This is a genomic window from Streptomyces sp. NPDC055013 (assembly GCF_053608645.1).
Genome location: NZ_JBSGVW010000004.1, coordinates 273,784 through 286,758 on the forward strand (window position 1 = coordinate 273,784; position 12,975 = coordinate 286,758).

General features: G+C 71.7%; 10 protein-coding genes and 1 riboswitch. Of the genes, 5 read left to right on the top strand and 5 right to left on the bottom strand.

Going from position 1 to position 12,975, the window contains the following annotated elements; all coding sequences use genetic code 11:
* Nucleotides 1-207 precede the first annotated feature (207 nt).
* A riboswitch (cobalamin riboswitch) is annotated at nucleotides 208-381 on the bottom strand.
* Nucleotides 382-453: 72 nt separating this feature from the next.
* Genes ACWGDB_RS07550 through ACWGDB_RS07570 form a run of 5 tightly spaced genes read right to left on the bottom strand, consistent with a single transcriptional unit; the run spans nucleotide 454 to nucleotide 6,785 of the window.
* Entirely contained in the window at nucleotides 454-2,262 is a 1,809-nt protein-coding gene (locus tag ACWGDB_RS07550; RefSeq protein WP_453821556.1) for an ABC transporter ATP-binding protein, read from the bottom strand.
* Nucleotides 2,259-3,992 (bottom strand): ABC transporter ATP-binding protein, encoded by a 1,734-nt coding sequence (locus ACWGDB_RS07555; RefSeq protein ID WP_453821557.1) that lies wholly within the window; start codon nucleotides 3,990-3,992, stop codon nucleotides 2,259-2,261. The genes ACWGDB_RS07550 and ACWGDB_RS07555 overlap by 4 nt, the downstream gene beginning before the upstream one ends.
* Nucleotides 3,986-4,852 carry an ABC transporter ATP-binding protein gene (locus ACWGDB_RS07560; protein WP_453821558.1) on the bottom strand — a complete coding sequence of 289 codons (867 nt, stop codon included), beginning with the start codon at nucleotides 4,850-4,852 and terminating at the stop codon, nucleotides 3,986-3,988. The genes ACWGDB_RS07555 and ACWGDB_RS07560 overlap by 7 nt, the downstream gene beginning before the upstream one ends.
* Nucleotides 4,849-5,970: a FecCD family ABC transporter permease gene (locus tag ACWGDB_RS07565; RefSeq protein ID WP_453821559.1), complete on the bottom strand. Its 1,122-nt coding sequence runs from the start codon at nucleotides 5,968-5,970 to the stop codon at nucleotides 4,849-4,851. Before ACWGDB_RS07565 ends, ACWGDB_RS07560 begins: the two co-directional genes overlap by 4 nt.
* Nucleotides 5,971-5,978: 8 nt before the next feature.
* The gene (locus tag ACWGDB_RS07570; RefSeq protein ID WP_453821560.1) at nucleotides 5,979-6,785 is read right to left on the bottom strand and encodes an ABC transporter substrate-binding protein; all 807 of its coding nucleotides are present in this window, start codon (nucleotides 6,783-6,785) and stop codon (nucleotides 5,979-5,981) included.
* Nucleotides 6,786-7,308: 523 nt separating this feature from the next.
* On the opposite strand from ACWGDB_RS07570, the gene ACWGDB_RS07575 reads away from it, so the two are divergent.
* From ACWGDB_RS07575 to ACWGDB_RS07595, 5 genes are read left to right on the top strand one after another with little or no spacing between them, the layout of a single operon-like run.
* On the top strand, nucleotides 7,309-8,484 hold the full coding sequence (locus tag ACWGDB_RS07575; RefSeq protein WP_453821561.1) for a YcaO-like family protein: 1,176 nt from the start codon (nucleotides 7,309-7,311) through the stop codon (nucleotides 8,482-8,484).
* On the top strand, nucleotides 8,481-9,773 hold the full coding sequence (locus tag ACWGDB_RS07580; protein WP_453821562.1) for a TfuA-like protein: 1,293 nt from the start codon (nucleotides 8,481-8,483) through the stop codon (nucleotides 9,771-9,773). Before ACWGDB_RS07575 ends, ACWGDB_RS07580 begins: the two co-directional genes overlap by 4 nt.
* Nucleotides 9,774-9,795: 22 nt before the next feature.
* On the top strand, nucleotides 9,796-10,740 hold the full coding sequence (locus ACWGDB_RS07585) for a JmjC domain-containing protein (protein WP_453821563.1): 945 nt from the start codon (nucleotides 9,796-9,798) through the stop codon (nucleotides 10,738-10,740).
* Complete coding sequence (locus ACWGDB_RS07590) at nucleotides 10,737-11,987, top strand: MFS transporter (RefSeq protein ID WP_453821564.1); 1,251 nt, start codon at nucleotides 10,737-10,739, stop codon at nucleotides 11,985-11,987. Before ACWGDB_RS07585 ends, ACWGDB_RS07590 begins: the two co-directional genes overlap by 4 nt.
* Nucleotides 11,984-12,841: a class I SAM-dependent methyltransferase gene (locus tag ACWGDB_RS07595; RefSeq protein ID WP_453821565.1), complete on the top strand. Its 858-nt coding sequence runs from the start codon at nucleotides 11,984-11,986 to the stop codon at nucleotides 12,839-12,841. Before ACWGDB_RS07590 ends, ACWGDB_RS07595 begins: the two co-directional genes overlap by 4 nt.
* Nucleotides 12,842-12,975: the final 134 nt, after the last annotated feature.

Here is a 12,975-nt window from a genome sequence, read left to right on the forward strand (position 1 = left end):
CGTCAGGTGATCCGGGATGGCGCGCGGCGCCACCGCACACGGACGCGGTGGCGTGTGTGCGGGAAGGCTGCGCGAGATCGCGTATGGCGAGGGGACCGTCAGGCTGTGACGGCCGGGCGCGCGACAAGCCGTCGGGCTGGTCGGGCGGGTCCGCCGGAGTCGTGGATGCACACCGGTGCCATGCGTGTCAGCTCCATCCTCGTGGACAACACGGAACATCCCACGGCCGGTATCCTGACTCCCGGATCAGCGCGCGCCGTCCGCCTTCCCGACATCCAGCTCGTCAGTGGCGTTCTGCTCGACGGCGTACTCCCCGGTCACAGTGGCGGGACCGCGCCGGATTCACACCGGCTTCCCTGCACCGCGGGCTTACCTCTCGAATATATAGTTGGACGTCCTAGTAAATCCAGTGTTGTGCGGACCTTGGCGGCCCGGGCGCGAAGTCCTCGAATCCTAGGGCTGATTGCACCCTGCGGGATGCTCTTCGTGCAACGTCCCGTCCGGTTCGGTCCCTTGCCCTTCAGGGTGGAGCAATGCCCCATAGCCCGGGCAGCGCGCCAGCAGATCGTGGTGGTGACCCACGTCCACGATCCGCCCCTCTTCGAGGAGTACGACGGTGTCAGCGGTGGCGAGCGTGGAGGGGCGGTGGGCGACGATGAGGGTCGTACGGCCGGCGCGGGCCGCGCGCAGGGCTTGGTCGACCTCCGCCTCGCTCTCCGCGTCCAGGTTGGAGACCGCCTCGTCGAGGACGAGGACCGGGGTGTCGGCAAGGAGGGCGCGGGCGATGGCGATGCGCTGGCGCTGGCCGCCGGAGAGGTGGCTGCCGCGTTCTCCGGCGAGGGTGTCGTAGCCGTCGGGGAGGTCGCGCGTGATGAAGTCGTGGGCGTGGGCGGCACGGGCCGCCTTCTCGACGTCGGCGTCGGTGGCGTCGGGACGGGCGAGGCGGATGTTGTCGCTGATCTTCAGGTTGAAGAGATAGGTGTCCTGGGGGACCGCGGCGACGAGGCGCCGGAGTTGGGGCAACGGCAGGGTGCGCAGGTCGTGGCCGCCGATGGTGATCGAACCGGCGGCCGGGTCCCAGTGACGCTGAAGGAGGGAGGCACAGGTGCTCTTTCCCGCGCCGGAGTGGCCCGCGAGGGCAACCGTGGTGCCGGCGGAGACGGTGAACGTGATGTCGCTGATCGCGTCCGGGAGTTGCGGGCGGTAGCGGAAGCGGACGCCGTCGAAGGCGACCGTGGCGTCGATGCGCTCCGTGGGTGCGGGTTCGTCGGTCGTCTGGTCGGTGACGTCCGGCTCGGCGGTGACGATCTCGGTGAGTCGCACGGCCGCGGCTCGGATGGCGGCGAGCTCGCGCCAGGTGTCGACGAGGGTCATCAGCGGGAGGAAGGCGAAGGCGCCGAGGACGGCCGCGACGGGGACCTGCTCGGTGCGCAGGCTGCCCGTGTCGACGAGGGCGAGCGCGGTGAGCAGCACGGCGATCAGGCCGATGGCGGCGATGGCGTCGCCTGCCGCCTTCTCGACGCCGCCGCGTGAGCGGTGGGCGGCGGTGGTGCGGCCGAGGCGTTCCGTGGCGGTGCGCAGGCGGTCGGCCTGGTGGTCCTGGCGGGCGAAGACCAGGGTCTCGGCGAGCCCTTGGACGGCGTCGACCGTTTCGGCGGCCGCCTCTCCGGTGGCCTCGCGCATCCGCCGGCCCTGCTCGGCGGAGCGGCGGCGCAGCCAGAACGGGACGGTGGCCATGAGGGCGACGGCCGGCAGGAGGGCGGCACCGAGGAGGGGGTCCACGGCGAATGCGGCGATGAGGCAGGCCGGGGGCACGGACGCGGCGACGACGAGTGGGCTGAGGCTGTGGGCGAAGAACAGCTCCAGCAGCTCGATGTCCGCCATGGCGGTGGCACCGATGTCTCCGGAGCGGCGGCGCAGGAGGTAGCCGGGGGTGAGAGCGGAAAGGGCTCGGTAGCAGCGGTCGCGGAGCGCGGCCAGGACACGGAAGGCCAGGTCGTGGGCGAGGTAGGACTCGGCCCAGGCGGCGAGGACCTTCGGGACCACCAGGGCGGCCAGGAGGAGGAGTTGGGGGAGAAGGTCGGCCGGCGCTGCGCCGTTCAGGGCACGGCCGACCAGCGTGGCGCCGAGGAGGGCCGCGGTGAGGGCGAGGGCCTGGTCGAGAAGTCCGCACGCTATGGCGGCTGCGAGGCGGATCCGGTGCGGGCGCAGGAGGCTGCGCAGTGCCGATCCGTGGTCCTTGGAGTGGGCGGGGGTCGTCATCGGGCGGCTCCCTCTCGCTGCCGGGCGACGAGTCGGGCGTACGCACCGCCCCGGGCGAGGAGTTGGTCCGGCGGCGCGGCCTCGGCGACCTGCCCCTCGGTGAGGACGACCAGGTGGTCGGCGTCGGCCACGGTGGACAGGCGGTGGGCGATGACCAGCACGGTGCGGCCCTCCCGCAGCCGGTCCAAGGCGTCCACGACGGCGCGTTCGGCGGCGATGTCCACGCTCGAGGTGGCCTCGTCGAGGATGAGCAGGGGGGCGTCGGCGAGCAGGGCGCGGGCGATGGCGAGACGCTGGCGCTGGCCGCCGGACAGGCGCAGGCCGCGTTCGCCGATGACGGTGTCGTAGCCGTCGGGCAGGGCGGTGATGAAGTCGTGGGCGTGGGCGGCGCGGGCTGCCTTCTCGTTGTCCTCGGGGGTGGCGTCGGCGCGGCCGAAGGCGATGTTGTCGCGGACGGTTCCGTGGAAGAGGAACACCTCCTGGGAGACGACCGCGATCCGGGCGTGCCAGTCGGCCAAGGACATGTGCCGCAGGTCGACGCCATCGGCGCTGATCCGGCCGCTGCCGGGGTCCGGGTCGGCGAAGCGGAGCAGGAGGCGGGCGAGGGTGGACTTGCCGGCGCCGGACGGGCCGACCACGGCGGTGGTGGTGCCGGCTTCGAGGGTGATGCTGATGCGGGCGACGGCCGGTTGGTCCTGGCCGGGGTAGGTGTAGGTGACGTTCTCGAGGGTCACGCGGGGTGGGGCGCCGGTGCGGGCGGGCGGAGTGGTGCCCGTGTCGGGGACGACGGGCTTCGCGGCGAGGAGTTCGCGGATGGCCTCGTCGGCGGGGAGTGCGGCCTGGCCCGCGTGGAAGGCGGCCATCAGCTCGGTGACCGGGCGGAACGCCTCGCGGGAAAGCAGCAGTACGGCGAAGACTGCGGTGACGGAGAGGTCTCCGGAGGCGTACTGCCAGGCGGCGAGCCCGACCGCGGCGGCGGTGCCGAGGGCGGCGAAGAAGCCGACGAAGCCCGCGGAGATCGTGCCGATCTGGGTGAAGCGCAGGGAGGAGCGGTAGAAGTCCCAGGCGCTGCGGGACAGCCGAGTGCCGAAGTGTCCGTCGGCGCCGACGGCTTTGAGGGCGGGCAGGCCCTGGACCGCGTCCAGGTAGTCGGCGCTGAGGCCGCGCCAGCCGCGCATGAAGTCCATGAGCATCCGGCGCATCCGATGCCGCAGCAGCCTGGGCACTGTCGCCGCAAGGACGGCGGTGACGGCGACGAGGAGCGCGACCGGCGGGTCGATCAGCGCGAGGACGGCGACGATGCCGAGCCCGCCGAGGACGGTGACGAGGACCTGGGGCAGGAAGATGCTGACGAACCGGTCGAGGGCCTCGACACTGTCCTGGAGCGTCGTCAGGACCGCCCCGGTGCGCTGCCGTGTCACATGAGCCGGGCCCAGAGTGAGCAGGTGGCGGTAAAGGCGCAGCCGCAGATCGGTCTTGACGCGCTCGGCGGCACGGGCGGCGGCAACCTCGCGCGCCCAGATCAGCAGAGCGCGTACGGCGACCAGGGCGAGTGCCCCGCAGCAGGCCCAGACCGCGCCGGTCAGGTCCTCGCGCAGCCCCCGGGCCACAGCCAGGGTGAGCAGCAGGCTCTGGGCCACATGGCAGGCGGACACTCCGACACCCGCAGCCACGCTCGCCAGCAGCGGGCCACACCCGGGGCGGGCGTGGTGAAGCAAGGAGATCAGCACGCAGGCTCCTCCTCGGAGGCGTCAAGGGAAGCGGTCGGATCCGGGCCGGTCACATCTGCGGCGGCCAGGCCCGGCGCCGGTTCCAGGGGCTCGCACCACAGGGCGTACTCCCCCGGCGCGATCTCCACCTGCCGTGCCCTCACACCGAACACCTCGGCCATCAGGGCCGGTTGCAGCACATCGCGTGGCGGTCCCGCGGCGACGACCGCACCGGCGGCGAGCACGCACAGCCGGTCGCAGTAGCGCAGGGCCAGGCCGAGATCGTGGACGGCCAGGACGGTGGTGATGCCCAGACCGCGGATCATGATCAAGGCATCCAACTGGTGCCGTATGTCCAGGTGGTTCAGGGGTTCGTCGAGGACGAGGACGCGGGGCTGCTGGGCCAGGGCGCGGGCCAGCAGGACGCGTTGGCGTTCGCCGCCGGACAACGTGGCGATGTCTCGGTCGGCAAGTGCGGACGCGCCGACCCGGGCCAGTGCCTCCTCGGCGAGCCAGTGGTCCTGGGCGCCGGGCGTCTGCCAGGCGCCCAGGTGGGCCGTGCGGCCGAGGACGACTACGCGCCGCACCCGCAGCCCGCTGACCGGCTCGGACTCCTGCGGCAGGGCCGCAGTGTGCCGGGCGGACGTGGCGGGGCCCATGGCCAGCAGGTCCTTGCCGTCGACAAGGACCGTGCCGGACTCGGGCGTCAGAGCCCGGTACAGACAGCGCAACAGCGTCGACTTGCCTGCCCCGTTGGGGCCGACGACACCGAGTACCTCGCCCGGCTCGGCCCGCAGATCGACCCCGTGCAGGACGGGCACTCCGGACAAGCGCGCGTGGAGCCCGCCAATCGCCAGTTCGGCTGCTCCGGACGGGGTCACAGGGCTCCTCCCCCGCCGCCGGGTCCGGCCGGCGCCCCGCCCCGGCGGACCAGCAGCCACAGGAACACGGGGCCGCCGCACAGGGCGGTGACCACGCCGACGGGCAGTTCGGCAGGGGCGAGGACAAGGCGGGCGGCGAGGTCGGCCCAGACCAGGAACACCGCGCCGGACAGCGCGGCGACGGGCAGGACGCGCGCGTTCTCCGCGGTGCGCAGGAGCAGCCGGGTGAACAGCGGCATCATCAGGCCGACGAAGCCGATCGCCCCGCTGACGGCCACCATGGCCCCGGTCAACAGCGCTGTGATCACGAAGAGTTCGGTACGGAGGCGGGCCGGGCGCAGTCCCAGACTCGCGGCGGTCTGCTCGCCGAGCATCAGCGCGTCCAGCATCCGGGCGCGCAGCAGCAGGAAGGGCAGTGCGAGCGCGGTCAGGGCAGCGATCAGGGTCAACGAGGTCCACCGGGCCCCGCCGAGCCCGCCCATCAGCCAGAACAGCACGGACCTGGCGGCCTGTCCGCCACTGTCGTCGCCGATCATCACCAGGACGTTGGTGACGGCCTGCCCGACGAAGGACACCGCGACTCCGGCCAGCAACAGCCGGGCCGCCCCGGTGCCACGGTGGGCCTGCGCGACGGCGAAGACCACGACGGTGGCGGCCATCGCTCCCGCGAAGGCGCCGGTGGACAGGGTGTAGACCCCTACCAATCCCGCCCCGGCCAGCGTGACGGTCACCGCGCCGACCCCGGCGCCATAGCTGGTGCCCAGTACGAACGGGTCGGCGAGCGGATTGCGCAGCAGCGCCTGCAACACCGTGCCGACCATCGCCAGACCCGCGCCGACCAGGGCGCCGAGCAGCACGCGGGGCAGCCGGATCTGCCAGACGATCGTGTCGTACCGAGCGTCCGCACCGGACACTTCGTCGCCCAGCAGATGCGCGACCACCACCCGGACCAGGGAGCCGGCCGGGACCTGGAAGGGACCCAGAGCGATCCCGGCGACGACCCCGCCGGCCAGCAGGACGATCAGGGCCGGCAGGAGGCATCGGGTCGCCGCTCGTCGGACGGCGGGCGGTCGTGTGCGTTCTACGATCCCGGCGCCCGAAGGGGCCGTGGCGACCATCGCGCGCCTCACCCCTGCGGATGGAGCTCGTCGGCGATGTCGGCGGCGACCTCGGGGTTGCGCGGGCTGAGCGCCCCGAGCCCCGTCAGCCCCACGACCAGGAAGCGGTTCTCCTTCACCGCCGTCACGTCCCGCAGCACGGGATCGGACCGCAGCTGCTTGATCTTGTCCTGGGCGGTGTTCCCGGCGGTGAAGTAGTCGACGACGAGGATGACGTCAGGGTCGCGGCGTACGACTTCGTCCCAACTGGCCTCTCCCCAGTCGGACTTCAGGTCGGAGAAGACGTTGCCTCCGCCGGCCGTGGTGACCAGGGTGTTGGCCAGGCCCTGCCCGCCTCCCACGGTGGGGGCGGTCTGCCCGGAGTCGAAGACGAGGACGTCGACCGGGTCGGCTCCCTTGACCTGCTTCTTCACTTCCTCCCACTGTTCGGTGAGCCGTGTGTTGAGTTTCCGGGCGGCAGTCGGCTCGCCGAAGAGGGTGCCGAGCGCGGTGACGGTGTCGGTGAGGGAGGTGAAGGTGAGTTTCTGTCCCTTGCACTGGATGGTGAACAGCCCGATCCCTGCGGAGCGGAACTGGTCCGGCGGCAGCCCGTTGGCCTCGCTGAAGGTCGGTCCGAACCCCCCGATGAGCACGTCGGGGCCCAGCCCGATCAGGGTCTCCTTCGACGGATACGCCTTCTCCGACAACACGGGCACCTTGTCGTAGGCGGCCTTCAGATCCGGCCGTACCGCGTTGTCCAGCAGCGAGCTGCCGATCAGCCGGTCCCCCAGTCCCATGGCCAGCACCAACTCGGTCGCGTGCTGATTGAGCGTCACCGCGCGCGAGGCGGGCCGCTTCAGCCGTATGTCCTCCCCGCACCGTTCGATACGGACATCGGATCCCGAAGCCTCAGCCTGCTTCGCGCCTTCACTCGTACCTGACTGTGCCCCGCAGGCCGCGAGAACACCGGCAGCCACCAGGACAGCCGCAAGTCGCTGAACCGCAACTCCTGCCACTCAAGCCCCCCTTATTGCACACCACTTGCAAGAACGAAATCCTTGCAGAAATGTGAAGTGTCAGCCAGAGTGACGGTCGAGGGGCCCCGCACGGGGGACCTCCGACCGGGGAAGGAGGTGCGGCATGCAGTACTCCACCGAGGAACTGGCTGAGGTCTTCGAGGTCGAGGAGACCGAAGAGGAGACCGTGGTGAGCGTGGCCCACCACACCTGATCGGCCCGACATGAGCCGGGTGCGGGTGCGACGCCTCGCCTGACAGCGTCCGTTCCATGGGCGTCGCCCCGCATCCATCCACGCCGCCCGCCTCCGCGCGGGCCATCCGGACCGACGGGGGGCGGAACGGTGCCGGCAACAGACGCCCACACGGCGGCCAAGGGCTACCTCCGTGGCACACACCGGACGGTGGCACCCGAGGAGACCTGGGAGCGCATCCGCCCCATGCTCCCGCGGTACGGGGTGACGCGCGTGGCCGACGTCACCGGCCTCGACGACATCGGCATCCCGGTCTTCCAAGCCGTACGCCCCGCGTCGCGGACCGTCGCCGTGTCTCAGGGCAAGGGACTCACGCCCCACGCCGCACGCGTCTCGGCCGCGATGGAGGCGATCGAGCTCTGGCACGCCGAGAACCTGACCTCTCCGTCAACTCCCCGTGCCGCCAACTCACTTGACCTGCCCTACCTCCTGGCCAGGCTCGACCTCGCCGAGGGGTCTCTGCTGCACGACGGACTTCCGCTGCACTGGCTGGAGGGCGATGGCCTGCTGAGCGGTGCGTCGATTCCGGTACCGGAGACGGCCGTCCGCCTCGACCACACCTACCGCGCCGAGTGGACGCCCCCGCTGTTCCGCACCACCAGCAACGGTCTGGCCTCCGGCAACACCGTCACCGAAGCGACCGCTCATGCCCTGGCGGAACTGTGCGAACGGGACGCCCTGGCCCGACTGCGCGCCCGACCCCGCGCCGACTGGTGCCGCCTCGATCTCGGCTCCGTGGACGCCCCGGACTGCCGGAACCTCCTCGGTCTCTATGCCGCGGCCCAGGTGTCCGTCGAGGTCGTGATCGCCGACCGGCATCCGGCCTGCTTCGAGGCGCGCATCCGCTCCGAGGCCCATCCCGTCACCTACACAGGCGCCGGCTGCCACCTCGACCCGGCGATCGCCCTCAGCCGCGCTCTGACGGAGGCCGCGCAGAGCAGGCTGACCGCCATCACCGGCGCCCGCGACGACCTCCCGCCGCTGCTCTACCGACCCGCTGACGGCCGTACCCGAACCGCCGAAGACGTCGGCACACGCACCACGGCATGGTGGACGGCCCCGACCGCAGGTGGCTTCGACACCGACGTGCGCACCCTCGCTGACCTGATCGCCGACCGCACCGGCACCGAGCCCATCCGGGTGACTCTGCCCAGCCCGACAGCGATCCCCGTCGTCAAGGTGCTAGCCCCCGGCCTGGCTTTCGACGCCAGGACCGATGTCAGCGCGAGCACCGGCAGGCCCCGTACGGGCGGCGATACGGCATGACGCTCACTCACGTCTACGCCGGGCCCTCCCTGGACACGGCCGCCGTACGGGCCCTGTTGCCGGACGCGGTGGTACACCCTCCCGTGCGACACGGTGACCTGATGGCGTCTCCGGCCGGGCCCGGCGACCGGGTGGTCGTCCTGGACGGGCAGTTCTTCCAGTCGGCGTCCGTGCGGCACAAGGAGATCTGCGAGGTCATCGGGCGCGGGGCGGCCGTGTACGGCGCGGCCAGCATGGGCGCGCTGCGGGCGGCGGAACTCGGCCCATACGGCATGACGGGCAGCGGCGTCGTGCACCGCCTGTACGCCACCGGACTGATCGAACGCGATGACGAGGTCGCCCTCGTGCACACCGAACCGGACGCGGGATCCCGTGCGTTGACCGTCGCTCTCGTCTCCGTCCGCGTGGCACTGCGCCGCCTGGCAAGGCGCCGCGTCATCACCGCTCACGACGAGGCACAGCTGCTGGCCGCGGCCGCGCACTTGCCGTTCACCTCCCGCACCTGGCGGGGCATCCTTCATCAGGCCGAGGGCGTTACCCGAGCCACGATCGAGACCGTACGACAGACAGTGGCCGGTCCTGCCGAGAACTGGGACGTCAAGACCCAGGACGCCCGTGCCCTCCTCACACGTCTCGCCCACCACCCGGCACCGCCTGGTCTGCGGCCCGCCCCCGTACCGACGACCGTCCATGTGGAGCACTGGCGGCGATCCGCCGACGCCGAGAACCTCACCCTCCTGACAGCCGCGCAGATCTACGCCGACGACTATCCCGTCCTGCACCGGCGGACGGTGCTGCGCCTTCTCACCGGCACCCAGGACGACGACGTCCGGCTGCTGGAGAGTCGCGCAGTCGAAACCGCGCGGCGCCGGGGACTCCTGTCCGCCGACCACGGGATGTGGCTGGATGAAAAAGAGGCGACGGCTCCGGACGATGCCGTGCTCGCCCAGGTGCTGGTCCGCTCGTACCGCTGGTCCTGCGGACTGACGCCCCTGCCCGTCCTCGCGGACGCCGTCCGTGCCGCCCCGGGCGCGGATCGTCTGAGAGAGCTGATCGCCGAGGCCAAAGAGCTCAATGCCCAGCTGACACAGCGCGGTTACCCCCTCCGCAGGATCTCCCGCCCCGCCCTGCAGCAGCACCTTCTGCGCCGCTGGAACACCGCCTCGCTCGTCCCTGCCCTCTACGACCGCGGCTTCACCTGCCTTGACGACCTCACCACCCGGGCCGCACGTTTCGCCCCGCACCTGGGCCTGACCGCTCCGCCCCGTCTGCGGCTGCTGCCTGACTGAACCCCGAACAGGAGTGAGCGACATGGTGCTGCACCGCCTCGTCGGCGACACCGACGCCCTGCGACAAGCCTGGGAGGCAAGCCCGCTGCACTCCCGCGACCTGGGCGGCTTCGACGACGTCTTCGGGCTGGACCTGGCCGAGGACCTCATCGTCAATCGCGGCCTGCGCATCCCCTACATCCGGCTCGTGCACGACGGTGGCTACGTACCGGCGTCCCGCTTCACCCACCGCACCGGCACCGGCGCGGGCCAAGCCGACAGCGTCGCCGACCCGCACGCCGTGCTGCGGGAGGTGGAGCGCGGCGCGACGGTGGTCCTGCGCGGACTGGTGCGCTACAGCCCCGAAGTCGCCGACTTCTGCGGGCAGTTGTCGAACGAGCTCGGGCTCTTCACCTCCGCGGGGGCGTACCTCACCCCCGCGAACTCGCGCGGCGCCGGCCCGCACTACGACCCGATGTCCGTCCTCGTACGCCAGGTGCACGGCGTGAAGCACTGGCGGCTCCAGGCTCCGCCCGTGCAGTGGCCGCGCACCTTGCCCGCGCCCCGCGAACAGTACGACACCCCCGTGATCGCCGAACTCGACCTGCACCCCGGCGAATCCCTCTACATCCCGCGCGGCGTCGTCCACGACGCCTGGACCACCGACAGCGAGTCCGTCCACATCACCTTCAGCGGTGACACCCCGCCCATGTGGGCCGACGTCCTGCACGACCTCGTCGACCAGGCCGCGGCAGCGGAACCCGCCCTGCGCGAGACCTTTCCCTGGCGCTTCGCCGACACCCCCGACGCCGTCGCCGGGCACGGCAAGGAACGCCTCGCGCTCCTGCGCGCCTTCCTCGACACCGTCGACACCGATCAACTGGCCGCCGATATCGTCGCGCGCCACGCGTCTCTGCCCGATCCCGCGCCCCGAGGCCGCCTCACCACCGCCCTGACTCACACGCATGCGCCGGAGCCGCCCCGGTGACGTCCGCCGAGACACGCTTCACACGCGTCGTCGCCGCCGCCGCTCTCTCGAACGTCGGCGACGGCATCAGGATGGTGGCCCTGCCCCTGCTGGCGGCGGCCACCACCCGGGACCCGTTCGCGGTCAGCGCCCTGACCGCGGTGGCCTTCCTGCCCTGGTTCCTCTTCGGCCTGCCGATCGGCGCCCTCGTCGACCGCAGTCGACCGGAGCGGTTCATGGTCTGGGCGAACACCGCCCGCACTCTGCTGTTGGTGGCACTGACCCTGGCGCTCCTGGCCGACCTGCGCTCCATGGTTCTGCTGTACGTGCTTGCCTTCCTGCTGGGCATCGGCGAGGCCGCCTACGACAACGCCGCCCAGTCCCTGGTCCCCCGCGTCGTCGCGGACGAGAAGTTGGAAAAGGCCAACAGTGCCCTGATCACCGCCGAACGTGTCGGCCAGGACCTGGCCGGTCCGGCCCTGGGCGGTGTGCTGTTCGCCCTCTCCCCCGCACTGCCCTTCGGGTTGAACGCCGCCGCGATGGCCCTCGGTGTGCTGCTGCTGGCGCGCCTGCGTACCACGGCCACCCCTGTCGCCGTCGCACCCGAAGGCCGCGTCGTACGCTCAGTCGTCACCGACGCCGTGGCCGGCATGCGCTGGCTGTGGCGGGACCGCTACGTCCGCACGATCGTGCTCACCGGCACCGCGCTCACCTTCTTCACCATGGCCTGGGAAGCCACCCTGGTCCTGCTGGCCCGCGGCCCGATGGGTGTGTCGGAGACCGGCTACGGCGTGATGCTCGCCGTCGGTGCGATCGGCGGCGTCGCCGGTGCCCTGGTGACACCCGTGCTCGTCCGTCGCTTCGACCGCCGCGCCCTCCAGATCACGGCGATCGCCGTAACCGCCGCCCTCGACCTCGCGCTGGCGGCCTTCCCCACCCCGGCTCTGGCCGCGCTCGCCTGGGGTGGCACCGGCGCCGCCTTCGCCGTATGGAACGTCCTGTCGGTCACCCTGCGCCAGCGACTCGTCCCCGCCGGCCTGCTCGGCCGCGTCAACAGCGCCAACCGCACCCTCTCCATGGCCGCCGTCCCCCTCGGCGCGGTCACCGGAGGGGCCGTCGCGGACGCCTTCGGACTGCGCGCGCCCCTGTGGCTGGCCGCAGGCGCCCTGACCGTCCTCACCGTGGCCTACGCCGCACTGACCCGCAGCGGCCCCGCCCGGGGACCCTCCTCCGACTCCGAGCCCGACAAGGTGGCAGAACGGCCGTGACCACAGCTCGCGACGACATACGGCAGATCTGCCTCCCCCCGTTCCGGCACCTCTTCGACCGCCTGCCCGCCCTGCACGTCACCGACTTCTACGACGACCCGTTCGAGCCCTACATCCATCAGCAGAACGCCGCCAAGAGCTGGGACACCGACCACCTCACCGTGCTCGCCGGGCGGCGAGGCGGCCGTGTGCTCGACATCGGATGCGGCCGGGGCCGCGTGGCACTCGCACTGGCGACAGCGGGACTGTCCGTCACAGCGGTCGACAGCTCGCGCGCCGCGACCGCACGACTGGCCACCCATCTGGCGGACCATCCCGAACTCGCCGCTCGTACGCGCGTGGTGCCCCAGGACTTCTTCGACACCGACGGCCATCTGGGCGAGGGATACGCAACGGCGGTGCTCGGCGACACGTCGGTGAACATGTTCGCCGAAGCCGAGTCGCTGGCCGGTCTCCTGCACCGGGTCCGGACCTTGCTCGCCCCGGACGGTGTCTTCTGCTTCGCCGTCCTCGCGGAAACCGCACTGACGACCTACGTCGGCCGCAATGGCGTCCTGGCCACCGACTTCACCGACGACCGAGGCAGACGGCATCTGCTGTTCGCCGCCCTGCGCCACGACCCGGCCGGCCCGTACTTCTCGCGCACCCTCTTCACACCCGAGGGCACCCGCGACGACGGTGAGCCGGTCGCGTATCTCGCCGCCGTCCGAGAACGCCTGTGGACCCTGCGGACGCTCGAACCGCATGCCCACGCAGCCGGGTTCGGCATCATCGACAGCGTCCCCGCCGTCGCCCGCGACGACAAGGCGGGCCGGGTCGACACGGAGATTCTTGTCCTCGCCCCTCGCAGCTGAGCCACTTCCGGACGGGCCGCCCACAAGAAACCGAAGGGCTCCCACGAGTCACTTCCTCGCGGGAGCCCTTCGTCATGCCGCCTGCCTGTGAAGGTTGAGAAGACGATCACGAGCAGGACGTCCAGGGGGTGCTA